The sequence below is a fragment of the Brevundimonas sp. D3-1P genome, assembly GCF_055809335.1.
Genome location: NZ_CM147908.1, coordinates 999506 through 1026004, shown reverse-complemented (window position 1 = coordinate 1026004; position 26499 = coordinate 999506). Strand labels below are relative to the sequence as shown.

The window sequence follows — 26499 nt, the reverse complement described above, 5'->3', positions numbered from 1 at the left end:
GTCAAACGATCACGGGGTTTTCCATCATCTGACGAAAGGCGCGCGAGGCGGAATGGGCGTTCATCGGCGTGGCGGTCCAGCCCCCCTCGCCCGGCAGGCCGCCGCTCAGCTTGCGGACCTCGACCAACACGGAGGCGAAGACGGCCTTGTCAACGCCGACGGCGATGCAGGCCAGATACAGGGGTTCGGCCGTGGGCGCGCGCACCGCATGATAGACCTGGGCGTCGCTGAAGCCGCCCAGGGCCGCCAAGGCCTGTTCGAACAGTTCGAAACGCTGTTCGCGCAGGGCGCGGACCAGCAGGCCGGGGCGAAGCTGGCCGGCGGCCTGAAGCTTGTCCACCAGGCGGCGTTCCATCTCGACGCGCTCGCGGTTTTCGGCCAGGCGGCCCGCGGGCGCCCCGCGCCATTCCGGCGCGCCCACGGCGACCGCCGCGGCCTGCTGGACGGCGGCGTTCAGATGGGCGTCGTCGATGCGGAATCGTTCGCCGATGGACTGGCGCAGGGCCTGGCCCACCCACTGATAAAGCTGCTGGGCCAGGGCTTCGTTCAGGCGGGGATGGCGGGTCAGCGGCGCCCGCAGGCCCGCGATGCGGCGCGACTGGTCGACCAGCCGTCGCATGGCCGCCTCGCCGATGTCGGCGGTCCGGTTCGACGCCAGGGCCGTCATCGTCACCGCCTCGCCCCGGTCGACGATCGCGTCGCACACGGGGCCCGAAAGCCGCGGTCTGCGGGCCACCGCGATCTGATGCTCCAACGTCGCCTCGATCAGCAGGCGGATCAGGTCGGCGTCCTTCAGCAGCGGGCTGGCGGCGATGACGGGGCGGGCGATGTCGATCTCGTCCAGCGCCAGCATGTTGACCAGGGCCGGCGGCGCCCATTCCGCGTCGGCGATGCGTTCGGCCAGGGCCAGCCGGATGTCGCGTTCGGCCTGGGCGGCCAATGTCAGGAAGATGTCGCTGAGCAGGGGGGCGACGTTCGGCGGCGGCGCGGCGGCCTCGCACAGGCCCGTGACCTTGAGCAGGAGGCGCTGGCGATCCTCGGCCGAGCGGCTGCGCGCCAGGGTCAGCATCTGGGTCATGGTCCGGTCGTCCCAGGTGTCCCGGGCCGGCTCCAGTTGAACGACAGACACAGCGGCTCCCGAACCGTCGATGAACCCTTCGACCATAGGTCCGGCGTAGTGAAGGCCGAGTTAACCAAGCCCCGATGCATCGCCTCAACGTGGCGTCAGCCGGGCGAACACGGCTTGACGCCGCGGCGCGCGAGGAAGACGGTTCGGCCAACGCCCACACAGAGGCAGGAGGAAACCATGGCGGACGGTGCGAATCCCTCGATCAAATCCCGCGTGTCGGAGGCCGAATGGCAGGCGCGCGTGGAACTGGCGGCGCTTTATCGGCTGGTGGCGCTGCACGGCTGGGACGACATGATCTTCACACACATCTCGGCGCGCGCGCCGGGGCCGGAGCATCATTTCCTGATCAATCCCTACGGCTTCTATTTCGACGAGATCACGGCCTCGTCGCTGGTGAAGGTCGATCTGGAGGGGAATATCGTCCAGGACACGACGAATTTCATCAATCCGGCGGGCTTCACCATCCATTCGGCGGTCCATGCCGCGCGCGAGGACGCGAAGTTCGTGATCCACCTGCACACGGTGGACGGCGTGGGCGTCGCGGCCCAGGCCGAAGGCCTGCTGCCGATCAGCCAGAACGCCTGTTTACTACAGCACCAGGTTGCGTATCATGGGTATGAGGGGTTGGCCCTGAACCATGACGAACGCGAACGTCTGGTCGCCGATCTGGGGGACAAACCGCTGATGCTGCTGCGCAATCACGGCACGCTGGCGGTCGGGGAGACGGCGGCGCAGGCATGGATCGGCATCTTCTTCCTGGAGCGGGCCTGCGCGCAGCAGATCGCCGCCCTGTCTGGCGGGCGCGAGCACGTGCTGCTGGCTCCGCAACAGGCCCAGGCGGAGACCAGGGAGCAGGGGCGGGGCATCGGCTTCATTTCGGCCCTGGCCTGGCCGGGCGCGCTGCGCCAACTGGATCGCAAGTCGCCGGGCTACGACGCCTGATAACGGCGGCGGCCGCAGCGGCGGGATGCGTCCTGTCCGTCTCGGTCGCCCAGCCGGTCGCGGCCGGCGCCTGGGTCCAGCCCAAGGGACAGGGCCAGGCCATCGTCAAATATGAGCGGTCGCGCGCCGACAGCGGGTTCGATCCCTCCGGCGGCGAACAGCCCTTGCCCGCCGTCCGACGCGACGCGCGTCTGGGCCTGTTCGCGGAATATGGCGTTACGGAGCGGCTGACGCTGCAGTTGAAGGCCGACTGGCAGGCGGGCGAGGACGCCTTCGTCGATTACGAAGGTCGCGGCCCCGTCGAGATCGGCGCGACCTGGCAGGTCTGGCGCGGCGGCCGCAGCGCGGTCAGCCTCTACGGCGGCTACGCCCGCGCGGGCGAGGGGCGCAACGCCGACTATGCGCCGCCGGGCGTGGGCGAACACGATTGGGAGGCGCGGCTGTCGGCCGGTCGGTCGATGGGCCGTCGCTGGGGCATGGATCAGACCTTCGTGGAGCTTCAGGCCGCGCGCCGCCTGCGCGACGGTCTGCCGGACGAGACGCGCATCGACGCGACGGCCGGCGCCCGCTTCGGCCGCGACTGGATGGCGCTGGGCCAAGCCTTCGGCGGGGCGGCGGACGGGGGCGCGCGCTGGCTGTCGCTGGAGGCGTCGGTGGTGCGCGACCTGGGGCCCTGGAGCGTGCAGGCGGGATGGAGACAAACGGTCGCAGGACGCGAGACGCCTCTGGCGCACGGGCCGGTCGTCGCGATCTGGCGTCGTTTCTGACTCGGATTTCCGCGACGGAAATCGCAGCCGCACACGTTACTGTTAGATTACGTTGCGCACGCCGCATTAGCCGGTAATGCATGCGGCGTCCCCCGTTCGAGAGTTCCGCTGCGTGATCAAACGTCACTTTTTCCTCGTCGCCGCCGCCGTCCTGCTGGCGTTGATGGTCGTCGCCGCCGTGTTCAAGGTGATCACCTCTGACGACAAGTCGAGCCAGGCGCCGGGCGCCGGCGCGCGGCATGGGGGCCAGCAGGTGTCCGAGGCGGTCGTGGCCGTGCGGCCCTTCTCGGATCAGATTCGGGTGTTGGGCGTCGCGCGCGGCCAGCGGTCGGTCAACGTCACCTCGTCCACCACGGAGCTGATCACCCGCGTCCTGTTCGCCGACGGCCAGCTGGTGTCGGCGGGCGCGCCCCTGGTCGAACTGCAGGCGCGCGAAGAGGACGCCGCCATCATCGAGGCCCGGGCCAACGTCAATCAGGCCCAGCGCGAGTACGATCGCTACAAGGCCCTGGCCGACCGGGGCGTGGCGCCCCAGGTCATGCTGGAACAGGCCGAGACGGCGCTGGAGACGGCGCGCGCCTCGCTCGAGGCGGCGCAGGCGCGGCGGGGCGACCGTGTGATCCGCGCGCCCTTCGCGGGCCGCGTGGGCCTGACGACCGTGACGCCAGGCACCCTGATCAACCCCGGCGCGGTGATCGCGACCCTGGACGACACCTCGACCATCCGCGTCGATTTCCCGCTGCCCGAGCGCTATCTGAACCTGTTGCGGCCCGGCGCACCGATCACGGCGACGGCCGACGCCTATGGCGATGCGCCGTTCCAGGGGCGGATCGCCCTGATCGACACCCGCGTCAACGAGGCCACCCGCGCCGCCACGGCCCGCGCCGAATTCCCCAATCCCGGCGGACGCATCCGCCCCGGAATGCTGCTGCGCGTCGTTGTCCAGCAGGGCCAGCGCCAGACGCCGGCGGCGCCGGAATCGGCGGTGCAGTACGAAGGCGCCGGCGCCTTCGTCTATCGCATCGCGCCCGGCCAGAACGGTTCGACCGCCCAGCGGGTCGAGGTCGAGACCGGCGCGGTCGAGAACGGCTTCGTCGAAATCCTGTCTGGCGTGGAACCGGGCGAGCGGATCGTCGGTTCGGGCCTGAACCGCATCCAGCCCGGCGCGCCCGTCAGCGTCGTGGGCGCGCAGCGCAAGTCGGGCGCCGCCCAATGATGCTGTCCGACGTCTCGGTCCGGCGGCCCGTCTTCGCGGCGGTCGCCGCCATCGTCCTGTGCGTCATCGGCGCGGCGGCCTTCTTCTTCCTGCCGGTGCGCGAGCTGCCGGACGTCGATCCGCCGGTGGTGTCGGTCAACACGACCTATGCCGGGGCCTCGGCCGAGGTGATCGAGAGCCGGATCACCGAGCCGGTCGAACAGCAGATCGCCGGCATCCAGGGCGTCGAGCGCATCACCTCGACCAGCCGCGACGGCCGATCCAGCGTCAACATCGAGTTCGCGCTGGACCGCAACATCGACGACGCCGCCAACGACGTGCGCGACCGGGTCAGCCGGGTCGTGGGCAACCTGCCGGATCAGGCCGATCCGCCGGAGGTGGCCAAGGCCGATTCCGACAGCCAGCCGATCATCATCGTCTTCCTGCGCTCGACCAGCATGGATCGGCTGCAACTGACGGACTACGCCGACCGCTATCTGGTCGACCGGATGGCGACCGTGCCGGGCGTCGCCCAGGTCAACATCTTCGGCGAGCAACGCTATTCGATGCGGATATGGCTGGATTCGGCGGCGATGGCGGCGCGGGGGCTGACGGTCAACGACGTCGAGACCGCCCTGACCAACCAGAACGTCGAACTGCCGGCCGGTTCGCTGGAATCGACGGACAAGGACTATACGGTTCGGGTGGCGCGCACCTATGCGCGGCCGGACGACTTCCGCCAACTGCCCATCGGCACGCGCGGCTCGGCCTCGACCTCCGCCACGGTCGCGACGGGCACGGGCAGCGGCTCCGCGGCCATCATCCAGGGGCAGCCCACCTATGTGACCCGCCTGGGCGACATCGCGCGGGTGGAAGAGGCGCCGGAGGAAAATCGCCGACTGTTCCGCGGCAACGGCATGGATCAGATCGGCCTGGCCGTGACGCGCCAGGCCCAGTCGAACGACCTGGCCATTTCCGACGGCGTGCACCAGATGATCGACGAGATCCGGCCCAGCCTGCCGCCCGGCGTGACCATCGAGGTCGGGTCCGACAATTCGGTCTTCACCTCTCACGCCATCGACGAGGTGTGGATCACCATCGGCATTTCGATGGCTCTGGTGGCCCTGGTCAACTTCATCTTCCTGGGCAGCCTGCGGGCGGCGCTGATTCCGTCCATCGTCGCGCCGATCTGCCTGCTGGCCACCTTCATCGTCCTGGCGCCGCTGGGCTTTTCGCTGAACCTGCTGACCCTGCTGGCCCTGGTGCTGGCCATCGGCCTGGTCGTGGACGACGCCATCGTGGTGGTCGAGAACATCCAGCGCCGCCTGGATCACGGCGAGCCTCCGCTGGTCGCGGCCGAGCGGGGCGCGCGCCAGGTCTTCTTCGCCGTCGTGGCCACGACCATCGTACTGCTGTCGGTGTTCGCGCCGCTGCTGTTCCTGCCCGGCTATGTCGGGCGGTTGTTCGTGGAACTGGCGGCGGCCATCGCGGCGGCCGTGGCCTTCTCGGCCTTCCTGGCGCTGAGCCTGTCGCCGATGCTGGCGTCCAAGATCCTGAAACCCGCCCAGGGCGGCGGCTGGGTGGCGCGCAAGGTGGACTGGGGCATGGACCGGCTGAAGTCGTCCTATGCCCGGTCGCTGGACATGCTTTTGGGCCGCCGGATCGCGGTGGTCGGCGTGGGCGCCCTGATCCTGCTGGTCGCGGCGGGGGCGGGGGGCATCTTCATGCTTCTGCCGAACGAACTGGTGCCGGACGAGGACCGCGGCCGGGTCACGGTGCGCGTCGCCGGGCCGGAAGGGGCCGGTTTCGACTATACCCGCAAGATCATGCTGGGGCTGGAGCCCCTGCTGGCCGAATACAAGGCCAGCGGCGAGGCGGACAGCTATCTGGTTTCGGCGCCTGGCTTCGGCGGCGGCAGCTTCAACTCGGGCAACGCCGTCCTGACCCTGTCGGACTGGTCCGAGCGCGACCGCACGGCCGCCGAGATCGCCCAGGAGCTGAACGGCAAGCTGAGGAACCAGACCGGGGCCCAGGTCAACGCCTCTACGCCCGGCGCCTTCCAGAGGGGCGGCGGCAATTCCAACTCCATCGAACTGATCGCCACGGGCACGGACTACCAGCAGATCTACAACTGGCTTCAGCCCGTCCTTGCGGCGGCCCAGGCCAATCCTGGATTTTCGCGGCCCCGGTTGAACTACGAGCCGAACTCGCCGCGTCTGCTGGTCGACGTCGATCCGCAGAAGGCGGCGGCGCTGGGCGTGTCGGCCCAGTCCATCGGGCGGACGCTGGAGACCATGTTCGGCTCCCGCCGCGCCACGACCTACATCAAGGGCGGCCAGGAATACGACGTCATCCTGCAGACCGACCGCGACAACCGGCGCGAGGTGGCGGACCTAGAGGCCCTGTATGTCGCGACTGGCGGCGGGCAGCTGGTGCCGCTGTCGGCCGTGGTCACGACCAAGACCAGCGGCGACACGCCGGATCGTCGCCGGCTGGACCGGCAGCGGTCCATTTCGCTGCAGGCCGATCTGAACCCCGGGACCACCATCGACGACGCCGTGCAGTTCCTGCGCGCCGAGGCGGCGAAACAGCCGCAGGGCGGCGTGGTGGTGCAGTGGGGCGGGGCGGCGCGCGACCAGCAGGAGGCGGGCGGTGCGGTCATTGCGGCCTTCGGCCTGGCCCTGCTGCTGGTCTTTCTGGTGCTGGCGGCCCAGTTCGAAAGCTGGATCACGCCAGCGGTCATCATGCTGACGGTGCCGCTGGCGGCCGCCGGGGGGCTGTTCGGCCTGTTGATGGCGGGGTCCAGCCTGAACATCTATAGCCAGATCGGCCTGATCATCCTGATCGGGGTGGCGGCCAAGAACGGCATCCTGATCGTCGAGTTCGCCAACCAGCTGCGCGACCAGGGCCGGTCCATCCGCGAGGCGATCATAGAATCGTCGTCGCTGCGCCTTCGGCCCATCATCATGACCTCGATCGCGACCGCCTTCGGCGCCTTGCCGCTGGTGCTGTGGCAGGGGGCGGGGGCGGGCAGCCGCCAGACGATCGGCGTGGTGATCTTCACCGGCGCCATCTTCGCGACGGTGCTGACCCTGTTCGTCGTGCCGGTGATCTATGGCGTCCTGGCGCGCTTCACCAAGTCGCCGGAATGGACCGCCCGCAGGATCGAGGCGTGGGAAGCCCAGGAAATGCGCGACGGCGGCGAGAAGCCGATCCCCGAAGGCTGATCGGAAATCAGGAGGCGGGCGAAGGCTGCGGCGCGTAGCCCGTCTCCACCTTCAGGAAGGCGATGACGTCGCGGCGGTCCTTGGCGTCGGGCAGGCCGGAGAAGGTCATCTTGTTGCCGGGCAGAAAGCCGCGCGGATTCTGCAGCCAGTGGTCCAGCCGCTCGGCGTCCCAGACGAAGTCGGCGTTCCTCAGCGCATTGGAATAGCTGTAGCGCGGACGCTCTCCCGCCTTGCGGCCGAAGACGCCGTAAAGGTTCGGCCCGGTCGTATCGGCGCCGCCCTCGCCTATGGTGTGGCACGAGCGGCAGCGGGCGAAGGCGCGTCGGCCGTTCTCCAGATCGCCGGCGTCGTAGGGCGCGGGAAGGGCGGCCAGCAGGCTGGCCTTTTCGGCGTCCGTCAGAACGCGCACAGGCTTGGCCGGAGCCGACGGGGGGGCGTCCTGGCCGCAGCCGGACAGGCCCAGGACCGGGGCCAGAACAAGCGGGGCGGCGAAGGCGAGGCGGGACATGAACGGCTCCTGTTCGGCGTCTGATAGCGCAATGCGCCTGCGCGGCAATTGGTCAAGCTGTCCCGCTGGACGCGGGGGTCGCGCACCTGATAATCACTGTCAATGAACGCGGAGCCGTCGGGGGACGGCCTCGCCCGTGCGAGCGTAGCCTTTGACCGACACCATAAAGCTGAGCCAGGCCCGACGCGGCGATCACGGCGTCATCGTCCAGGTGGGCGCCCATTGTCATCATCAGGGCGAGGCGGTCGAACTGGAGCGCCGCCTGCTGGAACTGGGCTTCGTCGAGGGCGCCCGGGTCGAACTGCTTCACGAGGGCCTGTTCGGCCGCGATCCCATCGCCATGAAGGTGGACGACATGCGCGTGGCCCTGCGCCGCCACGAGGCCGCCAGCCTGACGATCCGCCTGGACGCCGCCTGATGGACATGGCCCTGAAGACCGCCCGCGTCGCCTTGGTCGGCAATCCGAACAGCGGCAAGACCGCCCTGTTCAACGCCCTGACCGGCGCCCACCAGAAGGTCGCCAACTACGCCGGCGTCACGGTGGAGCGCAAGGAGGGCCTGATCCGCGGTGCGTCCGGCCGGTCAATGTCGGTGCTGGACCTGCCCGGCACCTATTCCTTGCGCGCGCGCAGCCCCGACGAGGAGGTCACGCGCGACGCCGTCCTGGGGCGTCTGGCGGGCGAGGCGCCGCCGGAGGTGGTGGTCTGCGTCGCCGACGCCACCAATCTGCGGCTGGTGCTGCGTCTGATCCTGGAATTGAAGGCCGTCGGCCGGCCCATGGTGCTGGCGCTGAACATGTACGACATCGCCCAGCGCCAGGGTCTGCGGATCGACCTGGAAAGGCTGCGCGGCGAACTGGGCGTGCCGATCGTCACCACGGTCGCTACGCGCAGGCGGGGCATCGACGACCTGATCGCCGCCATCGAGGCTCAGGCCGACGCCGCCGCCCTGTCGGAAAACCATTGGCGCAGCCCCGACGCCGCCGAACTTCGCACCGCCGCCCGCGAGGCCGAGCGGATCATGAAGGCCTGCGTCCGTCCGCCCGAACGACCCGACACCCTGACGGGCAGGATCGATTCCGTCCTGCTGCATCCGGTGGGCGGTCTGCTGATTCTGTTCGCCCTGCTGTTCGTGATGTTCCAGGCGGTCTTCAGCTGGGCCGCGCCGCTGATGGACGGCATCGAAGGCGGCATAGGCTGGCTGGGCGGGCTGGTCGCTGCGCTGCTGCCCGACGGTCTGTTGCGGAGCCTGATCGTGGACGGGATCATTTCCGGCGTCGGCAGCGTGCTGGTCTTCCTGCCGCAGATTTTGATCCTGTTCCTGTTCATCATCGCCCTGGAAGACTTCGGCTACATGGCCCGCGCGGCCTTTCTGATGGACCGGATCATGGGCGGGGCGGGGCTGCACGGCCGCGCCTTCATTCCGCTGTTGTCCAGCTTCGCCTGCGCCATTCCAGGCGTGATGGCGGCGCGGGTGATCGATTCCAAGCGCGACCGCCTGACCACCATACTGGTCGCGCCCCTGATGACCTGCTCGGCGCGCATTCCCGTCTATACGCTGATCATCGCCGCCTTCATTCCCAACGAACGGGTGTGGGGCTTCGCCAATCTGCAGGGGCTGGTGATGTTCGGCCTCTACGCCGCCGGCATCGTCAGCGCGCTTTTGGTGTCGCTGGTGATCCGCAAGGTGTTCTGGCGCGGCGCGGTCGAGCCGTTCATGATGGAGCTGCCGACCTACAAGGTTCCAGACCTGAAGAGCGTCGGTTTCAACCTGTGGCTCCGGGCCAGGATATTTCTGAACCGGGCGGGGCGGATCATCCTGCCGGCCGTGATCATCCTGTGGGTCCTGGCGACGTTTCCCTATCCGCCTGAAAACGCCACCCTGCCGGCCATCGACTATTCGTTCGCCGGCATGATCGGGCGGGCGCTGGAGCCGATCTTCGCGCCCATCGGCTTCAATTGGCAGATGGTCATCGCCCTGATCCCCGGCATGGCGGCGCGCGAGGTCGCGGTGGCGGCGCTGGGCACCACCTACGCCATCGCGGACGCCGAGAATGCGACGGGCCTGCTGGCTTCGACCCTGGCGTCGCACTGGTCGCTGGCCACGGCCCTGTCCTTCCTGGCCTGGTATATCTTCGCGCCCCAATGCGTCGCGACCCTGGGCGTGGTGCGGCGCGAGACGAACTCGCTGAAATGGACCTGGATCATGATCGGCTACATGTTCGGTCTGGCCTATCTGGCGTCGCTGATCACCTATCATGTGGCGGCGGCGCTCGGCGGCGGCTAAACGCCCAGGGGTCGTCGTCGTCTGGACCCTTCCATGAACCCTGTGACCGCCGCCGTCGTTCTGGGCGTTCTGGGCCTGATCGTCGGCGGTTTCGTCGCCGAGGTCAGCGTACGCCTGCCCCGTGACGAGACCATCGTCGCCGCCCCCTCGCGGCGCCGGTGCTGCGGCCAGAGGCGGCGGCCCTGGGAGCGTATTCCGGTGTTCGGCTGGTTGGCGTCGCGCGGACGGTGCGCCCGCTGCCAGACGCGGATTTCACGCCGCTATCCGCTGATCGAACTGGCGGCGAGCGCGATCGGCGTATGGGCGGCGCTCTGGGCGTCGGGAAGCGGCGCATCGGTCTTCATGATGGCGGCGACGGCGGTCCTGGGCTGGCAGTTGCTGCTGATCGCCATTGTCGACGGCGAGAATTTCTGGCTGCCCGACATACTGACCCTGCCGCTGATCGCCACCGGCCTGGTCGTCGCCATCGCCACGGGATGGGACATCGTCCTGTCGCATCTGATCGGCGCGGCGGCCGGGTTCGGGGGGCTGTGGCTGGTCGGTTGGCTGTATCAGGCCGTGCGCAAGCGCCAGGGATTGGGCGGCGGCGACCCGTTTCTATTTGCGGGGGCAGGGGCCTGGGTGGGATGGCTCGGCCTGCCCAGCGTCTTGTTGTGGGCGTGCGCGGTCGGTCTGAGCCTGGTGTTCTTGCTGTTGGTGGTGCGCCGGTCGGTCGGGGCGACGGAGAAGCTGCCGTTCGGCGTCGTCCTGGCGGTCGGGATCTGGCTGACCTGGCTTTATGGCCCTCTGGGGCTCTAGCGGCCCGTCGTCAGCTTGACGACGATGATGGCGGCGGTGTCCAGTATGGCTTCCGGCGTATCGGCGCGGCGCAACAGGTCGAAGCTGGCTGCGGTCGATTCGACGATGGACGCGATCTGATACGAGGCCAGGCGGGGGTTGTAATCCCTGGGGTGCAGGCCGCTGGCGTGGGCCTGGGCGACGCGGCGTTCGATGGCCAGGTGCAGCCGTCGCAGGCGGCGCACGCGGCTTTCGACGAAGGCGACGTCGCCATTGTCGGCCAGCATATGTTCGACCCGCAGCACCTGCCCGTGGTTCCGCCAGATCGCCATCACGTCCAGGATGAAGGCGCGGGCGATGACGAAGGCCTTGTCGCCGGGCCAGTCGGCCTGAAAATGCGCTGCCAGACCCTGGAAATCGGCCGCCGCGACTTCGCACAGAGCCAGAACAGGCTCTTCGACCGTCTTGAAATAAGTATAGAAATTCGACGGCGACACCCCGGCGGCTGAGGCCAGGTCTGCGACGCGAATTTCGCCGTAATGCCGCTCGTTCAACAGGCGTCGGGTCGCGTCGAGGATCGCCTGGCGGGTTCTGCCGCCGCGCGCGCCGATCTTGTGGCCCAGCTTGTTCGTCGTGTCGGCCATTGCCCCGGATGGTCGAAAGGTGGTGCCGGTTGCAGGAATCGAACCCGCGACATCCAGTTTACAAAACTGGCGCTCTACCAACTGAGCTAAACCGGCCCACGCCTGCGGCGTCCGGCTGTTATGTCCAGCCTGGGGCCGAGACGCAAGCGGCCGATCCGGTTTTGCATAAGGCCGGCGGCGTTCTTTTCGTCATGACCGCCGAAGGGCGAAGGCGTCCATCAACCTATACAAAATCGGTGGCGGAGAGGGTGGGATTCGAACCCACGGTACCCTTCCAGGCACGCCGCATTTCGAGTGCGGTACATTCGACCACTCTGCCACCTCTCCGCGGCGCCGATGTCGCTTGGTCGAGCGAGGGGCTTCTCTAGTCGGAGCCGGCGCCGTTCGCAAGCGGTCTGTGAAAGAAATCCGACGCTATCGTTGGGCGGGCAGGGACAGGCCGGGCGCGGCCCCTGTCTGGGCGTCCACGCCCTTGAATCGAAACAGTTCGGCGGGTCGGCCGCCGGTCGTGGACGACATCCGGCCGGTGGGTTCCACCAACCCCGTGCGCTCGACCCCGCGCCTGAAGTTCTGCTTGTGCAGGCTTAGGCCGGAGACAGCCTCGGCGCCGGCCTGGAGCTGCGACAGGGTGAAGACGCCGGGCGTCAGGTCGAACAGAACAGGGCGGTACTTCAGCTTGCTGCGCAGCCGGCCCAGCGCGGTGGCCAGGATGCGGCGGTGGTCCGAGGCCATCGGGCGGCCGGGCAGGGCCGGGGGCGCCGGTTGGCCGGCGTCGCGCCAGGCCTCGGGCGCTAGTCGGGCCTCGTAGAGCAGTTCATAGCGTTCCAGCACCCGCTCCTCGTCCCAGCGGTTTTCCGCCGTCAGGGCGAAGAGGCTTCGGACGCGGGTCAGGCGGGCCTCGTCCCATCCGGCCCAGGCCTTCAGATGTTCGGCCAGGGCGGGGTCGGCGGGCTGGCGACGGTCTTCCCAGGGAAAATAGTCGAACACCGCGTCCCATCGCGCGTCATGCACCTCGCCCTCGGCGGCGTCGGGCGTCAGGGCCAGATAGCCGACCGAAACCTCGCGCCTGCGTTCCGGCCCGGGCGTGGCGCGCGGCGAGGCGCGGCCCGCGTCGCCGAAGGTGTAGAGCTGTTCGACGAAGCCCAGTCGAAACCCGGTCTGGGCGGTCACGAAATCGCGCAAGGCGCGTTCGAACGTGCGGTCCCGCAGCGGGTCGAAGGGGCCGAAGGGCAGGGCGCGCGCCCCATCCTCGGCCGGAGTGGTCAGGACGACGGCCTGGCGGGCCTTCAGCGTCATGACGACCGCCGACAGACCGATGCGAACGCCGTCCTCCGCCCCCGGGTTCATGGCGCTATTCCGTATGCCAGGCGTCGTCGGCGGGGATCAGGCCGACCGCGCCGGCCAGAACGCGGTAGCGTTCCAGATAGCGGGCCTGGGCGACCGGGGCGGGCTGGGGCTCGATCACCAGGCTGTAGCCGGCGGGCGGGCGGCCGAAAAAGCCCAGCGATTCCTTCTCTGTGAAGCCGGCCAACTGCGTCGCCTCGAAGAAGGCGCAGGCCTTGTCGGCCTTCTTGATCAGGGTCTTGATCGTCTGCGGCGTCTTGGGCGGCAGGCCATAGCGCAGGTGGATGGCCGCCTCCAGCTTGGCTTCGAAATCCTTGTAGCCCGAGCCCAGGGCGGCCTTGAACGGCGAGATCATGTCGCCGATCACATATTCCGAGGCGTCGTGCAGCAGGGCGGCCAGGCGCCATTTCGGATCCAGGCCCGGCCTGATGTGGGCGGCGATCTCTTCGACCACGACGCTGTGCTGCGCGACCGAAAAGGCGTGTTCGCCGATCGTCTGGCCGTTCCAGCGCGCGACGCGGGCCAGGCCGTGGGCGATGTCCTCGATCTCGATGTCGAAGGGCGAAGGGTCCAACAGGTCCAGGCGACGGCCCGACAACATACGCTGCCAGGCGCGGGGGGCGTTCTTCTTGGGGGGGCGCTCGGCCAAGGGCGTGTCCTGATCGCTTACGGGACGGTCAGGTGGCGCAAAGACGCGCCGGGATCAAGCGCCGCCGGCCGATCCGGCCGAACTATCCCCGCGCGGGCCGATTCAGCGGCCGACGTTCAGCGTGACCAGTTCGCGGGCGTCCTCGAACACCGCGCCGTCGCCGCGATCCTTGGAACGAACCACGGCGACGACGATGGGGCCGCCGGCGGGGCCGCGCGCCTCGAACCCGACCCGGCGCCAGCCGGCGTCGGCGGGCTGATCGTCGGACAGGATGTAGGTCATGCGCGTGGCCGCGCCGGGCGCGCGGGTGCGGACGCGCGTGGACTTGTCGTTGGAGTCCACGCTGACGGTCGAGGTTTCGGTGCGGGTGTTCTGGCCGTCCTTGGACTGGATGTTGATGCCGCCGATGCGGACGCTGGCGTTGTCGCCCTGGGTCTCGATCCGCAGGCCGGGCAGGCGGACCGAGGCGTCGTCGCCGCGGGTCTGGATGTTGACGCCCGGCGCCTGGACCGAGGCGGTCTCCTCGCCGTTGACGGCGGCGGCCGCGGCGGCCTGGGCCGTCGGCGTGGGGGCCAGGCGAGCAGATGTCTGGGGCAGGTCGGCGCTGACGCGAGCCTCGAAATCGCGCAGCACGTCGTCGGGGGACCGGCCTTCCAGGCGGACCAGATGCAGGACTACGTCCGATCCCTTCGGCCCGCCATAGAAGCAGTTGGCGCCGCCCGCCGCCGCCAGACCCTTGCGGGTCAGGACGCCCAGGACCTCCGGGCATTGGAGGGTGTCGACCACCTTCAGCACGCCCGCCTCCGCGCCGTCGCTGGACTGGGTCGTGGTGATCCGCACCGAGTTCTCCCCGTCGCAGCCCGACAGGCCGGCCGCCAGAGCAAGGCAAATCAGGACATGACGCATGGTCGAACCTTTCTTGGCGCCTATTCTGCGCGCCGTGCGCGGCCGTTCCAGTGAAATCGCGGTAAGGCGGCTCAACCGCCGGGACGCGCGCCTTCGCGGCGGTTCAGGAAGGCCAGACGCTCGAACAGATGCACATCCTGTTCGTTCTTCAGCAGGGCGCCGTGCAGGGGCGGGATCAGGCGATTGGGCGTCTTCTCGCGCAGGGTCTCGGCGTCGATGTCCTCGACCAGCAGCAGCTTCAGCCAATCCAGCAGTTCGGATGTCGACGGCTTTTTCTTCAGGCCCGCCGTTTCGCGGATATCATAGAAGGTCTTAAGCGCCTCGGAGACCAGGCGCGGCTTGATGCCGGGGAAATGGACATCGACGATGGCCGAAAGGGTCTCGGCGTCCGGGAAGCGGATGAAGTGGAAGAAGCAGCGGCGCAGGAAGGCGTCGGGCAGCTCCTTTTCGTTGTTGGAGGTGATGATGACGATGGGGCGCACCTCGGCGCGGATCGTCTCGTCGGTTTCCTGGACATAGAACTCCATCCGGTCCAGTTCCTGAAGAAGGTCGTTCGGGAATTCGATGTCGGCCTTGTCGATCTCGTCGATCAGCAGGACAGGGCGGACCGGGGAGGTGAAGGCTTCCCACAGCTTGCCCTTCTTCAGATAGTTGCGGACGTCGTGGACTCTTGCCTCGCCCAGCTGGCTGTCGCGCAGGCGGCTGACGGCGTCGTATTCATAGAGGCCGTTGTGCGCCTTGGTCGTGGACTTGACGTGCCAGGTGATCAGCGGAGCGCCGAAAGCCTTGGCGATCTCATAGGCCAGCACCGTCTTGCCCGTGCCCGGTTCGCCCTTGATCAGCAGGGGGCGCTCCAAGGCGACGGCGGCGTTGACGGCCACCTTCAGATCGTCGGTGGCGATATAACGGTCGGTGCCTTCGAAACGGCTCATGAAAAACCCACTCCGTGTTTCCACGGAGTGGGTAGCGTATCGCCATCGACGTGAACAGCGATCAGGTGATGCGCTTGGCCGAGACCGGGTCGCTGGCAGGGAAGGTTTCCTCCAGCCCTTCGTCGACCAGGGCTTCCTGGCGGCTTTCCGCCTTGTCGATCTTCTCAAGTTGATCGGGCTTGGCGTCGTCGGTTTCGACGCGCTTGGCGTGAGGGGCGTCCGAAAGGGCGTCGCTGCGGGCTTTCTCGTGGTCCATGATCTTGTCCTCGGTGTTATTGGGCGGGGCTGTCCTGATCGCCGTCGGGGCCGTAGCCCAGGTCGGAGATGTCGTCGTCGGACAGGCGTTTGGCTTCCCAATGGGCGGCGCTGGCCTGGGCGCCGCGTTCGTTCTCCATCAGGCCGGAATAGACCAGTTCCACCTCGTCGGGGGCGGGGGCCGGTTCGCCGTCGGCGTCCAGCTGGCTGCAGGTCTCGCCATCCACGCCCAGCAGGGCGTCGGCCTCGCGCTCGATCCCGTCCAGCGCCAACTGGTCGTCCAGGTCGATCTCGGCGTCGGGATCGAAATCCTCGTCGTCGGCGTCGCCTTCGGCCTGAGTGACGTCCAGAACCTGATCGGCTTCGTCCAGAAGGATGTCGCCTTCGCCTTCGTCGTCCAGATGGGTCTCGTCGAAGGTCTCCGACTGTTCCTGATCGTCCTGATAATCGTTGTCCGGCATGGTCGCCTCCTCTGTGAGGGGCAAACGCAGCGGCGCCGATAGGCGTTCCAGCCCCGACGGCGGACAAGGGATGGTTAACCGATGGCGGGTAGGGTCGGGCCTCATCAAGCGTGTCCGCGGGACGCCGTCTGGAGTTCGGTCCTCAATGGCCCTGAAGCTGTCGCTGAAACCCGGCGAGAAATTCGTCCTGAACGGCGCGGTGGTCCAGAACGGCGACCGGCGCGGCGTGCTGATCCTGCAGAACCGCGCCAGCGTCCTGCGGGAAAAGGACATCATGCAGGCCGAGGACGTCACCACGCCGGCGCGCCGCATCTATTTCCCGATCATGATGATGTATCTGGACGAGAGCGGGGCGGCCAAATTCTACGACGAACTGGCGCTGAGGATCACCGAATTCATGGGCGCGACCCAGAACCCGGAGATCCTGGCCGAATGTGTCGCGGCGTCGCGTCACGTGCTGGCGCGCGAATACTACAAGGCCCTGATGTCGGCGCGTAAGATTGTCGAATACGAAGAGAGAGTGCTGAATGTCGCTTCAGGCCTACACAGCGGCGACGGCCAGGGCTGAGAGCCCGCGCGACCTGGAGTACCGGTTGTTCGGTCAGGTCACGCGCGCTCTGGTTCACGCCTCCACGCTCGATCCGTCCGAACTCGGCGCCCGTATCGACGCCCTGGATTGGAACCGCCGGCTGTGGTCGACCTTGGCGGGCGACTGCAGCGACCCGGCCAATGCGCTGTCCAATCCCGTGCGGGCCCAGATCATTTCGCTGAGTCTGTTCGTCAATCGCCACTCCTCGGCGGTGATGCGCGGAGAGGAGACGTTCCAGGACCTGATCGACATCAACCGCATGATGATGCAGGGCCTGTCGGGCGGCGCGCAGGCGGCCTGAAGCCGCCGACTTCACGAATGCGCGAAGCCTATTGGCGCAAAGCCTTGAGGCGTCTTAGATTCGACCTCCCTGTTCAACAGTCGAAAGGAGGTGATCCAGTGTCTCATTGTCATCCATCGCGAGCGACGGCCGCGACCCTGGGCCTCGGGAAGGTCCTGGTCTGATCCTTTCAGACTGAGTTGCGTCCGGGCCGTTCGCGGTCAGGCAATGAAGGGTCGCCGCGGAAGCGCGGCGGCCCTTTTGCATAGGCGCCGGGGCGATCAGTGGACGATGCGGGCCAGCCAGTTGGCCGCGTGATGCGCGACCTCCATCACCGTGCGCCAGATCAGAAACAGATAAAGACCGCAGGCGCCGGTGAACATCGCGCCCAGCAGGATGGCGACCCCGTCGCGCTGCATCATGCCCAAGGCGAAGAACACCAAGGCGATGCCGGGCAAGGCGTCGCCGAACGGGATGGGCAGGGCCATCACCATGGCCAGCAAAACGCAGACCAGGCCGGTGACGACATCGGCCGCTTCCCCCGTCAGAAACGGAATGCGGGGCCGCGTCAGGTTTTCGACATAGCGCACCACCTTCATGATCTTCGACACGCCTGCGCGATAGGCCGGGCGGCTGATCGAGGCGTTCAGGGCCCAGCGCGGCAACCAGATGGAGTCGCGCTGGAAGGCCAGCTCCAGCGACATCAGGATGATCGGTACGGCGAACACCGCCTTGCCGCCCGGCGGCCAGGGCAGCAGCGCCAGCATGGACAGGATCAGGATCATGGCCCCGAACCCGCGCTCGCCGAAAGCGTCGACAAGTTCTTCCAGCCTCAGCTTGGGATCGGCGCTTTCGCCGATTTCCTCGATGACGTCGGAGAAGCGTCTCAGGTCGCTCTGATTGTCGTGCGGGGGCATCAGGAACGGCGCTCGGCTGGGGGTTCGAGCCATCTAGGCGAGCAACGGCTTAACCGCCACTTACAGATCGGCAACGCCGCCCAATAATCGCGAAATACGACTATTTTTCCGCGGGGCGCTCCAGGCCCGGCTCGGCCTCTACCTCAGCTTCCCAGCAGTTCCCGGCCGATCAGGAAGCGGCGGATCTCGTTGGTGCCGGCGCCGATGTCATACAGCTTGGCGTCGCGCACCAGCCGCTCGACCGGCCATTCCCTGGTGTAGCCGGCGCCGCCCAGGGCCTGGACGGCCTCCAGCGTCACCTTCACCGCGTTCTCCGACGCCAGCAGGATGGCGCCCGCGGCGTCGTAGCGGGTGGTCAGGCCGGCGTCGCAGGCGCGGGCGACCGAATAGACGTAGGCGCGGGCGCTGTTCAGGGCGACATACATATCGGCCACCTTGCCCTGCATCAGCTGGAACGAGCCGATCGGCTTGCCGAACTGCTTGCGGTCGCGGACGTAGGGCAGGACCACGTCCAGCGCGGCCTGCATGATGCCCAGGGGACCGGCCGAAAGCACGGCGCGTTCATAGTCCAGCCCGCTCATCAGCACGCCCGCGCCGCCGCCCAGCGGACCCATGACGTTCTCTTCCGGCACTTCGCAGTCCTCGAACACCAGTTCGGCGGTGTCCGAGCCGCGCATTCCCATCTTGTCCAGCTTCTTGGAGACGCTGAATCCCTTCATGCCCTTCTCGACCAGGAAGGCGGTGCAGCCGCGCGATCCGGCCTCGGGGTCGGTCTTGGCGTAGACGACCAGGGTGTCCGCGTGGGGGGCGTTGGTGATCCAGAACTTGGTCCCGTTCAGGACGTAGCGGTCGCCCTTCTTGTCGGCGCGGGTGCGCATCGACATCACATCCGATCCCGATCCGGCCTCAGACATGGCCAGGGAGCCGACATGCTCGCCCGAGATCAGCTTGGGCAGATATTTCCGCTTCTGGTCTTCGGAGCCCCAGCGACGGATCTGGTTGACGCAGAGGTTGGAGTGGGCCCCGTAGCTGAGCCCGATGGAGGCGGAGGCGCGGCTGACCTCTTCCATCGCCACGACGTGCTCAAGATAGCCCAGGCCCAGGCCGCCGTACTCTTCCTCGACGGTGACGCCGTGCAGGCCTAGGTCGCCCATCTCGGGCCACAGGTCGCGGCGGAATTCGTTCTTCTCGTCGATCTCCGCGGCCAAGGGGGCCAGGCGATCGGCGGCCCAGCGGGCCGTCGTGTCGCGAATGGCGTCGGCGTTTTCGCCAAGGCCGAATTCCATGGATTGGGGCGCGAAGGGAATGCTCATGCGCGAGGGGTTAGCATCGCGCACAGGTCCTCGCCAAGCGTCGTCAGTCGTGGTCGGGACGGCCCCACCGACGGTAGAGGTTGTAGACCGACACCGCGATGCAGGCGACCGCGATCAGGGCCAGGACCCAGGCGACCGTCGCCGTATCGCCGCTGCGCGTCGTCGCGGCGCGCTGAAAGGCGGCGGCGGCGACGCCCAGCGACACCATGCCCAGCGCGCCCATGGCGAGGAATGTCACCAGTTCGCCCAGACCCGCGCGCCGCGACGCCTTGGCCCGCGCCACGACCTCGCGCACGCCCAGGGCCTGGTCCGGCGGGGTGAAATCGGGATCGAGCGCCGTCAGGACGGGATCGGCGGAAGGCGAGGCCGCCGGCTCCGCAGCGAGGTCCGGCGCGGTCAGGACAACGCTGGACGTCTCCGCGAACGCGGCCTTGAAGGCTTCGGTCGGCGCTGCGGCCAGGGGATCTTGGACGTCGTTCGCCGCGACGATAGGCGTGTCGGCGCCGACGGCTTCGGCCGACTGGGCGGGGAAGGGGGCCACCGCCTCCTCCAATGCGCCGTCGACCGCCGGCAGGACGGCTTCGGCTGTCTCGAATGGAGACGGCAAGGGCGCGGCCAGCAGGGCGGCCAGGGTTACGGGCGCGCCGGGCGCGGCGTTGAACAGGGCGTGTTCGGCGCACCGGCGGCGGGTCGGCTTCTCCGCGGCGCCGTCGTCGGCCCAGGCGCTGAGGGCGGCGGCGGCCTGACGGGGCGCTCCTGCGTTCAACCGGGCCACCACGTCGGAGGCGGCGAACCGCTCGGCCCCGATAGAGAAGGCGAAACTGGCCAGGGCGTCGAACTGGTGCTGGTTCAGCGGAACCTTGACGTGTTCGCCGACGGCCTTGACCACCGGCAGCAGGTCGTACTGCATCAACAGTTCGGCCTCGGCTTCCGACACCGCCGCGCCCTCGCGCGCGGAGCGGGTGTGGCCATAGCCGATGACCCAGCGGCCGTCGCCACGCTGCGTCGCGCGGGGGCGGAACCCTTCGAAGCTCTTGATCAGAAGGACGCCCTCGCGGGAGACCCTGGTTGGTTTGGCTAGGACGTCGGACACGGTTGACCCAATTAAAGACAGACGCGGGGCGCTTGCGTCGTGCCCAGCAAGGGCCGCGCCGGGCGCCTGGCGCGCGGGTCTAAAGCAGAACCAGTGTGGCCAGACCAAGGAAGATCAGAAAGCCGAAGAAGTCGGTGGTCGCCGTGACGAATACGGCGGACGAGACGGCCGGGTCGAACTTCAGCTTGGACAGGGTCAGGGGCGTCAGAACGCCGATGCAGGCCGCGACCAGAAGGTTCAGGATCATGGCGGCGCCGATGACCAGGCCGATCTTCCAGTTCTCGTCGCGAAACCAGAAACCGGCGGCCACGCCGATCAGGGGCGCCAGGATCAGCCCGTTGGCCATGCCGACCAGCAGTTCGCGCAAGAAGGTGCGGGTGGCGTTGGCCGAGTTCAGCTCGCGCGTGGCCAGCGCCCGCACCGTGACCGTCAGGGCCTGGGTGCCGGCGTTGCCGCCGATGGCGGAGACGATGGGCATGAGCACCGCCAGGGCGACGATCTGCTGGATGGTGCCTTCGAACAGGCCGATGACGCTGGCCCCCAGGGCCGCCGTCGCCAGATTGATCGCCAGCCAAGGCACGCGGCCGCGCACGATCTCCGCGACCGAAGACCCCCGGTCCTCGTCGGCGACGCCGGCCAGGCGCAGGATGTCCTCGCGGTTTTCCTCCTGGATGATGTTGACGATGTCGTCGACGGTGATCTGGCCGACAAGGCGACCGCCCGCATCCACCACGGGCGCCGAGATCAGGTGGTATTTCTCGAAGATGTAGGCGACCTCTTCCTGGTCCTGGTCGACGGCGATCTCGTTCACCGGCTCCATCAGGTCTGTCAGCCTGGCGCTGCGCGCCGCGCGCAGAAGGGCGCTGATGGCCACGCCGCCGACCGGGCGGTTGACCGGATCGACCACATAGATGTCGAAGAACAGTTCGGGCAGGTCGTCGCCCTGTTTGCGGATGTGGTCGATGGTGTCGCCCACGCTCCAGAACTGGGGCGCGGCCATCACCTCGCGCTGCATCAAACGGCCGGCGGACTCCTCGGCGTAGCCCAGGCTGCTTTCGATGGCGGCCCGCTCGACCTCGGGCATGGCGGCCAGGACGCGCTCGCGCTGATCGTCCTCCAGGTCTTCCACGACGGCGGCGGCGTCGTCGGAATCCAGTTCCTGAAGCGCCTCGGCCAGGGTCCCGTGCGGCACTCGCTCCAGAACCTCCTCGCGGATGCCGTCGTCCAATTCGGGCAGGGTCTCGGCCAGCAGTTCAGGCGGCAGCCACAGCACGACGACGGCCCGGTGTTCGGCCGTCAGAAAGCCCATCAGGTCGGCCACGTCGGCCGGGTGCAGATCCTCCAGCAGCGAACGCAGCCGCATTCCGTCGCCGTCGTCGGCGGCGTCCACGACCTTCTCGACGAAGGCGGGGGTGAGGACATAGTCCTCGTCCAGGGCGGCGTGGTCTTCGTTGTCAGGCGCTTCGGCTGGCGCGAAGGCGTGGTCCGTGGTGCTCACGTTGTCGCCTCCCTTGGTAGAATGTCCAGCCGCAGTTAGCCGATGAATCGCCCTGTTTAGCCAGATGGTGCGGTCGAGAAGACTCGAACTTCCACGGGTTGCCCCACAGCGACCTCAACGCTGCGCGTCTACCAATTCCGCCACGACCGCTCGCATCGGAGCGGCGGCGAATAGACGAAGCCGTTGGAAAAGGAAAGGGGCGAAGTGAGCGGCGTGTGGCGAGTGGTCAGTGGCGAGCGGGTCGGGCGATTTCAGCGACGGTGATCTGACGCCCGGCGTGGAAATGCAGGGCGCATTCACTCGCCACTCGCCACTAATCACTCATCACTGGCTAATCAGGCGGCCCCGGCCATGAAGTCATAGACGTCCGCCTGGCGGGTCACGGTGATGGCGATGCGGTCCTCGCGGATCTCGATCTCTCCGCGCGCCACCGGATAGTTGTTGGCCAGGATCCACACCTCGTCGCCCTCGGCCACGTCCAACGGAATCACCGCGCCGCGACCCATGCGCAGCAGTTGGGACATCGGCAGCACCGAACGCCCCAGCACGACTGAGATTTCGACATCGACGGCGTTGATCTGGGACACGGAGACTCTCGTTCGCGACGAGGCGTCCCTTGCGAAAACGCCTTGGCGCCCACATTGAAGCGTCATGCTTGCCGAGCCGTTAAGCCCGTCCCTTCAGAAACTGCGTCTCGACGACGGCCGCCCCGTCGAATGGGCGGTGTCGCAGGGTTATGTCGACTACGCCGCCGCCGAGGCCTTCATGGAGGCGCGGGTCGCCGAGATCGCGGCGGGAGAAGCGGCCGAGATGGTCTGGCTGCTGGAACATCCGCCCCTTTACACCGCAGGCGTCTCGGCCAAGGACGAGGACCTGCTGGACGCCGACCGCTTCCCCGTTCATCGCACGGGGAGGGGCGGGCAGTTCACCTATCACGGGCCGGGCCAGAGGGTGGCCTATGTGATGCTGGACATGAACCGGCGAGGCAGGGACGTACGCTGTTTCGTGCGGGGCCTGGAGCTGTGGCTGATCGGCGCCCTGGCCGACTTCGGCGTGGCGGCCGACGTTCGTCCCGGCCGCGTCGGCGTGTGGGTGGAGCGCAAGGGTCCGGGCTGGTCGCGAGAGGACAAGATCGCGGCGATCGGCGTCAAGGTGCGCAAGTGGGTCAGCTTCCACGGCATCAGCCTGAACGTCGAACCGAACCTGGAGCATTTCGGCGGCATCGTGCCGTGCGGCATCCAGGAACATGGCGTGACCAGCCTGGTCGATCTGGGCGTCCTGGCGACGCTGGACGAGGCCGATGCGGCGTTGCGGCGCAGTTTCGTGAAATTGTTCGGCCCCGTCGCGCCGGCCGAGGCGCCGCTCTGAACTCGCGCCGCATCGTCGCATGTCGGGGGACAATGGGGCGAAATCCGGTCCACCGGGCTTGGCAAGCGCGGGACGCATGAGGTTTAACGCTGCCCGAGCGTTTACCTTCGAGAAGACTGCGAGGACTCCATGAACCGCATGATCGCCGCCGCATCGGCCGCCGTTCTGTCGCTGACCGTCGCCGCCGGCGCGGCCGTGGCCCAGGATTTCCGCGCGCTGGCCCAGCAGGATCTTCAGGCCGCCCACGACGCCCTGGCCGCGAACCATCCCGCCGCCGTGATTCCAGGCGCGCCCAGCCAGGCCTTCCGCAGCTGGATCGACGCCGGTCTGGCCGAGGCGAAGGGCAAGGTCGGACAGGTCAACAGCGGCGACAGCCACGCCTATCTGATGCGCTACTACGCCAACGGCTTTCGCGATTCGAACATCGCCATCCGCCCGACATATGAAGGTCTTGGGCCGTTCTTCGCCACCAGCTGGCCGGGCGTGACCACGGCCTGGCGCAACGGCGAATATGTCGTCTCCTATGCCAAGCCGGGCGTGCGAAACCTGCCTCCTGTCGGTTCGACCCTGGTCAAGTGCGGCGACAGGACCGCCGCCCAGTTGGCCGAAGAACGGCTGGATCGCTGGGAAGGCGACCTGACCACCGAGGCCGGCCGCGTCCGCACTGCCCCCTATCTGCTGTGGAACCGCAACAACCCCTTCACCGGAGGCGTGCCCTCGCTGTGCACCTTCAAGGTCGGCCGCCGCGACCGTGATTTCCAGATGCAGCCCCAGCCGGCCGACGCCGCCAGCCTGGAGGCCGCCTATCGCGCCACCGTCTACATGCCCGGCCCCAATCCGCTGTCGGTCGAGACGGTGGACGGCCGCCCGTGGATCAATGTCCACACCCTGGGCGACGATGCGGACTGGGACGCCTTCTTCGCCGCTGTCGAGGGTCAGTTGCCGGCTATTCGCGGGACGCAGGGTCTGGTCATCGACCTGCGCGGGGCGAACGGGGCGTCGCTGAACGCCACCGGGCGCGGCTATGGCCTGGCCAACCGCATCTGGACGCCCGAGTTCACCGTCAGCCGCCAGCCCGAGGCCGGCTCCATCACCTACCGCGCCACCCCCGCCAATCGTCAGTGGTTCGTCGACACCCTGGCCCGCATGCAGGCCGATCCGCGCTTCGTCGCGGAATCGGGTCCGGTGATCGAACAGACCCAGGCCATCGTCGCCGCCTTCGATTCCGCCCTGGCCGCAAATCAGGCCACCTTCACCCTGCCGGGGCGCCCGTCCGTGCCGGATACAGGCGCGCCCAATCCGGTCGCGGGGCCGGTGGTCGTCCTGGTGGACGGCGGTTGCACCAGCGGCTGCCTGGACACGCTGGACCTGTTGACGCGCCTGCCGAACGTGCGCCTGGCCGGTTCGGTCACGGCCGAGGATTCGATCTTCATCGAGCCGACCGTGCTGCGCCTGCCGTCGAACTACGCCGAACTGAGCTATGGCCATAAGGCCTGGACCACGCGCCAGCGCGGCAACGACGCGCCCTTCGCCCCGGCGCAGGGCCTGGCCTATACCGGCGACGCGACCGACGAAGCCGCTGTTCGCGCCTGGGTCGGCGGGCTGTTCCAGTAGGCCGTCGCGGCGCGACGGCAGCCGAAAGGGGGCGGGCAGGGGGTGGAACCTCGGCCCGCCCCTTCCCATTTGCAGGCCATGACCGATCTCGCCCCCCACGCCGACAGCCTGCGCTCGCCCTCCGGCTATGATTTGACGCCGCCCGACGCCCAGGAGCGGGCGCGTCTGGAGGCGGACCTGAACCCCGAGGAAAGGCGCGTCCTGCTGTCGCACGGCACCGAGGCGCCCTTTTGCGGAACCCTGTTGGGGGAAAAGCGCGCGGGCGTTTTCTGTTGCCGCGAATGCGGCTTGCCCCTGTTCCGCAGCCGCGCCAAGTTCGAAAGCGGCACGGGCTGGCCAAGTTTCACCGAGCCGGTGGACGCCGCCCACATCCATCAGGTCCGCGACACCAGCTATGGCATGGTCCGCATCGAGACCCGGTGCGCCCGGTGCGGCAGCCACCAGGGCCACGTCTTCCCCGACGGCCCGCCGCCGACGGGCGATCGCTACTGCATCAACTCCGTGGCCCTGTCTTTCGTCGTGGAAGGGGACCCGTTGCCGGATCCGCTGGGGCGCGGCGACGGAAACGCCTGACCATCGCCTTATTCGCCGTGCTAGGATGATGTCGAAGGGAGAGGCGAAATGCTGATCGCAGGTTTCTTGGCCGGCATGGCCCTGATGGCACCGGGAACGGACCCGGACGGCGTGGTGGCGACCGCGCCGGCCAACGCCCCCACCCTGGCCCAGGCCCTGACCGCCGCGCCGCAGGCCGCCGTCGCCGCCCCGACCGCCCAGGACGCCCAACCGCATGGGATGACCACCGAACAGCAGATTCAGAACTGGCTTTCCAACCGCACGCCGGGCGCCAGCTTCGAGGAAGCTCCCGCGCCCGACCCTCAGGACGATCGCCAGATGCACGGCATGGTCGAGGCGGGAATCGGCACCAGCGGCTACCGCTCCTACGGCGCGGCGGTCTCCATGCCGGTCGGGGAGAACGGGCGGCTGGACCTGGCCTATCGTGAAGGTCGCAACGAACCCTGGGGCTATGGCTACGGCTACCCCGGCCGATACGGGCTGGTCGGGCCCGACGTCTATGCGCCCTATGGCGTGCGCGGTCGCGGTCACGGCGGCGATACGACCAGCAAGTCGCTGTCGATGGGCTTCAGCTGGAGCAAGGATCGCGAGTCCGACCAGCGCGATCCATTCAGGAACCGGATGTCGGCTTTCGACTGAACGTCGGCCGGTCCGAGCGATCAGCCCTGCGTGAATGCGAAAGGCCCGGCGAAAGCCGGGCCTTTTCAAGTCTCAGATGGTGCCGCCGGGGGGAATCGAACCCACGACCTCAGCCTTACCAAGGATGCGCTCTACCACTGAGCTACGGCGGCCCCGACTGAGGAAGCGGCCGTATAGCCAAACCCTACCGGGGAGGGAAGCGGCTTTTTGACGATCCGAAAGAAAGTTTGGACATGGCCGGCGATCGCGGCATTCTGCGGCTCATGACTCGCTCTCCGCACGACGCCGCTACGCCGCCAGACGCCGCCGCCGCGCCGCTGCGGGTCGAACCGCCGGCCAGGGCGGATGCGGCGCCCCCGACCGCCCCCGCCGAAACCGCCCCCGCCGAAACCGCCCCGTCGGAAGCGGCGCGGGCCAAGGCTGAGAAGGCTATTCGCCTGGCGGCCGCCCTTCGCGCCAATCTGCGACGTCGCAAGGCCCCGGCGCGCACCGCGGTCGCGCCCAAGGGCGGCAACTGAAAGTCATCGGCCCGCCGCCGGCCAGCCTTTGGCAAGCGTCCATCGGCTTGCTACAGAACCCTCTCCCCGAAGCGT

The 26499-nt window shown here is 68.2% G+C and carries 28 protein-coding genes and 4 tRNA genes; 14 read left to right on the top strand and 18 right to left on the bottom strand.

Annotation, left to right across the window (positions count from 1 at the left end):
- Position 1 precedes the first annotated feature (1 nt).
- Positions 2-1129, bottom strand: a complete 1128-nt coding sequence (locus AC0L6G_RS05260; RefSeq protein WP_293826870.1) for a DUF2336 domain-containing protein — start codon at positions 1127-1129, stop codon at positions 2-4.
- Between the two features lie 177 nt (positions 1130-1306).
- Between AC0L6G_RS05260 and AC0L6G_RS05255 the strand changes: the two genes are divergently transcribed.
- The 4 genes from AC0L6G_RS05255 (at position 1307) to AC0L6G_RS05240 (ending at position 7260) form a co-directional block, all read left to right on the top strand.
- Positions 1307-2071 carry a class II aldolase/adducin family protein gene (locus AC0L6G_RS05255; protein ID WP_291537323.1) on the top strand — a complete coding sequence of 255 codons (765 nt, stop codon included), beginning with the start codon at positions 1307-1309 and terminating at the stop codon, positions 2069-2071.
- 164 nt (positions 2072-2235) lie between these two features.
- A complete protein-coding gene (locus tag AC0L6G_RS05250; RefSeq protein ID WP_366098876.1) occupies positions 2236-2838 on the top strand; it encodes a hypothetical protein in 603 nt (200 codons plus the stop codon).
- A gap of 112 nt (positions 2839-2950) precedes the next feature.
- The gene (locus AC0L6G_RS05245; RefSeq protein WP_293826869.1) at positions 2951-4054 is read left to right on the top strand and encodes an efflux RND transporter periplasmic adaptor subunit; all 1104 of its coding nucleotides are present in this window, start codon (positions 2951-2953) and stop codon (positions 4052-4054) included.
- Positions 4054-7260 carry an efflux RND transporter permease subunit gene (locus AC0L6G_RS05240; RefSeq protein ID WP_293826899.1) on the top strand — a complete coding sequence of 1069 codons (3207 nt, stop codon included), beginning with the start codon at positions 4054-4056 and terminating at the stop codon, positions 7258-7260. The genes AC0L6G_RS05245 and AC0L6G_RS05240 overlap by 1 nt, the downstream gene beginning before the upstream one ends.
- A 7-nt stretch (positions 7261-7267) precedes the next feature.
- Here the strand turns inward: AC0L6G_RS05240 and AC0L6G_RS05235 are convergent, their stop codons facing one another.
- Positions 7268-7768 carry a c-type cytochrome gene (locus AC0L6G_RS05235; protein WP_293826868.1) on the bottom strand — a complete coding sequence of 167 codons (501 nt, stop codon included), beginning with the start codon at positions 7766-7768 and terminating at the stop codon, positions 7268-7270.
- Between the two features lie 151 nt (positions 7769-7919).
- Here AC0L6G_RS05235 and AC0L6G_RS05230 point away from each other — a divergent pair, with 151 nt between their 5' ends.
- Genes AC0L6G_RS05230 through AC0L6G_RS05220 form a run of 3 tightly spaced genes read left to right on the top strand, consistent with a single transcriptional unit; the run spans position 7920 to position 10852 of the window.
- Positions 7920-8186 carry a FeoA family protein gene (locus AC0L6G_RS05230; RefSeq protein ID WP_293826867.1) on the top strand — a complete coding sequence of 89 codons (267 nt, stop codon included), beginning with the start codon at positions 7920-7922 and terminating at the stop codon, positions 8184-8186.
- Positions 8186-10054 (top strand): ferrous iron transporter B, encoded by a 1869-nt coding sequence (gene feoB / locus AC0L6G_RS05225; RefSeq protein ID WP_293826865.1) that lies wholly within the window; start codon positions 8186-8188, stop codon positions 10052-10054. Before AC0L6G_RS05230 ends, feoB begins: the two co-directional genes overlap by 1 nt.
- A gap of 33 nt (positions 10055-10087) precedes the next feature.
- Positions 10088-10852: a prepilin peptidase gene (locus AC0L6G_RS05220; RefSeq protein WP_293826864.1), complete on the top strand. Its 765-nt coding sequence runs from the start codon at positions 10088-10090 to the stop codon at positions 10850-10852.
- Here the strand turns inward: AC0L6G_RS05220 and AC0L6G_RS05215 are convergent.
- The 9 genes from AC0L6G_RS05215 to AC0L6G_RS05175 form a co-directional block, all read right to left on the bottom strand.
- A complete protein-coding gene (locus AC0L6G_RS05215) occupies positions 10849-11475 on the bottom strand; it encodes a TetR/AcrR family transcriptional regulator (RefSeq protein ID WP_291537317.1) in 627 nt (208 codons plus the stop codon). The two genes, AC0L6G_RS05220 and AC0L6G_RS05215, sit on opposite strands and share 4 nt — an antisense overlap.
- A 20-nt stretch (positions 11476-11495) precedes the next feature.
- A tRNA-Thr gene (locus AC0L6G_RS05210) sits at positions 11496-11571 on the bottom strand.
- Between the two features lie 141 nt (positions 11572-11712).
- A tRNA-Ser gene (locus AC0L6G_RS05205) sits at positions 11713-11802 on the bottom strand.
- An 87-nt stretch (positions 11803-11889) separates the two neighbouring features.
- Positions 11890-12822, bottom strand: coding sequence for an NUDIX hydrolase (locus AC0L6G_RS05200; RefSeq protein WP_293828141.1), 933 nt, complete (start codon positions 12820-12822; stop codon positions 11890-11892).
- Between the two features lie 4 nt (positions 12823-12826).
- On the bottom strand, positions 12827-13468 hold the full coding sequence (locus AC0L6G_RS05195) for a YfbR-like 5'-deoxynucleotidase (RefSeq protein ID WP_473252948.1): 642 nt from the start codon (positions 13466-13468) through the stop codon (positions 12827-12829).
- A gap of 102 nt (positions 13469-13570) precedes the next feature.
- Complete coding sequence (locus AC0L6G_RS05190) at positions 13571-14374, bottom strand: methyltransferase type 11 (RefSeq protein ID WP_293828142.1); 804 nt, start codon at positions 14372-14374, stop codon at positions 13571-13573.
- Between the two features lie 71 nt (positions 14375-14445).
- Positions 14446-15306 (bottom strand): AAA family ATPase, encoded by an 861-nt coding sequence (locus tag AC0L6G_RS05185; protein WP_293828143.1) that lies wholly within the window; start codon positions 15304-15306, stop codon positions 14446-14448.
- 61 nt (positions 15307-15367) lie between these two features.
- On the bottom strand, positions 15368-15562 hold the full coding sequence (locus tag AC0L6G_RS05180; protein WP_291539179.1) for a hypothetical protein: 195 nt from the start codon (positions 15560-15562) through the stop codon (positions 15368-15370).
- A gap of 16 nt (positions 15563-15578) precedes the next feature.
- The gene (locus AC0L6G_RS05175; protein ID WP_473252947.1) at positions 15579-16022 is read right to left on the bottom strand and encodes a hypothetical protein; all 444 of its coding nucleotides are present in this window, start codon (positions 16020-16022) and stop codon (positions 15579-15581) included.
- 145 nt (positions 16023-16167) lie between these two features.
- Between AC0L6G_RS05175 and flbT the strand changes: the two genes are divergently transcribed.
- Complete coding sequence (gene flbT, locus AC0L6G_RS05170; protein ID WP_291539173.1) at positions 16168-16590, top strand: flagellar biosynthesis repressor FlbT; 423 nt, start codon at positions 16168-16170, stop codon at positions 16588-16590.
- Complete coding sequence (flaF, locus tag AC0L6G_RS05165) at positions 16550-16912, top strand: flagellar biosynthesis regulator FlaF (RefSeq protein WP_291539170.1); 363 nt, start codon at positions 16550-16552, stop codon at positions 16910-16912. Before flbT ends, flaF begins: the two co-directional genes overlap by 41 nt.
- Positions 16913-17172: 260 nt before the next feature.
- On the opposite strand, the gene AC0L6G_RS05160 is transcribed toward flaF, so the two are convergent.
- From AC0L6G_RS05160 to AC0L6G_RS05135, 6 genes are all read right to left on the bottom strand, one after another.
- Positions 17173-17841, bottom strand: a complete 669-nt coding sequence (locus AC0L6G_RS05160) for an exopolysaccharide biosynthesis protein (protein ID WP_473252946.1) — start codon at positions 17839-17841, stop codon at positions 17173-17175.
- Positions 17842-17951: 110 nt separating this feature from the next.
- Positions 17952-19121 (bottom strand): isovaleryl-CoA dehydrogenase, encoded by a 1170-nt coding sequence (locus AC0L6G_RS05155; protein WP_291539163.1) that lies wholly within the window; start codon positions 19119-19121, stop codon positions 17952-17954.
- Positions 19122-19164: 43 nt separating this feature from the next.
- A complete protein-coding gene (locus AC0L6G_RS05150; RefSeq protein ID WP_473252945.1) occupies positions 19165-20214 on the bottom strand; it encodes a lysozyme in 1050 nt (349 codons plus the stop codon).
- Between the two features lie 79 nt (positions 20215-20293).
- Positions 20294-21712, bottom strand: a complete 1419-nt coding sequence (mgtE, locus tag AC0L6G_RS05145) for a magnesium transporter (RefSeq protein ID WP_293828151.1) — start codon at positions 21710-21712, stop codon at positions 20294-20296.
- A 65-nt stretch (positions 21713-21777) separates the two neighbouring features.
- Positions 21778-21862 (bottom strand) — tRNA-Leu (locus AC0L6G_RS05140).
- Positions 21863-22047: 185 nt separating this feature from the next.
- Complete coding sequence (locus tag AC0L6G_RS05135; RefSeq protein ID WP_291539155.1) at positions 22048-22299, bottom strand: FliM/FliN family flagellar motor switch protein; 252 nt, start codon at positions 22297-22299, stop codon at positions 22048-22050.
- A gap of 64 nt (positions 22300-22363) precedes the next feature.
- On the opposite strand from AC0L6G_RS05135, the gene lipB reads away from it, so the two are divergent.
- From lipB to AC0L6G_RS05115, 4 genes are all read left to right on the top strand, one after another.
- Positions 22364-23080 (top strand): lipoyl(octanoyl) transferase LipB, encoded by a 717-nt coding sequence (gene lipB, locus AC0L6G_RS05130; protein WP_293828153.1) that lies wholly within the window; start codon positions 22364-22366, stop codon positions 23078-23080.
- A gap of 129 nt (positions 23081-23209) precedes the next feature.
- Positions 23210-24694: a hypothetical protein gene (locus tag AC0L6G_RS05125; protein WP_293828154.1), complete on the top strand. Its 1485-nt coding sequence runs from the start codon at positions 23210-23212 to the stop codon at positions 24692-24694.
- A 78-nt stretch (positions 24695-24772) separates the two neighbouring features.
- On the top strand, positions 24773-25267 hold the full coding sequence (msrB, locus tag AC0L6G_RS05120) for a peptide-methionine (R)-S-oxide reductase MsrB (RefSeq protein WP_293828155.1): 495 nt from the start codon (positions 24773-24775) through the stop codon (positions 25265-25267).
- Positions 25268-25315: 48 nt separating this feature from the next.
- Complete coding sequence (locus tag AC0L6G_RS05115; protein ID WP_293828156.1) at positions 25316-25906, top strand: hypothetical protein; 591 nt, start codon at positions 25316-25318, stop codon at positions 25904-25906.
- A gap of 77 nt (positions 25907-25983) precedes the next feature.
- On the opposite strand, the gene AC0L6G_RS05110 is transcribed toward AC0L6G_RS05115, so the two are convergent.
- Positions 25984-26058 (bottom strand) — tRNA-Thr (locus AC0L6G_RS05110).
- An 81-nt stretch (positions 26059-26139) separates the two neighbouring features.
- On the opposite strand from AC0L6G_RS05110, the gene AC0L6G_RS05105 reads away from it, so the two are divergent.
- On the top strand, positions 26140-26424 hold the full coding sequence (locus AC0L6G_RS05105; protein WP_473252944.1) for a hypothetical protein: 285 nt from the start codon (positions 26140-26142) through the stop codon (positions 26422-26424).
- Positions 26425-26499: the final 75 nt, after the last annotated feature.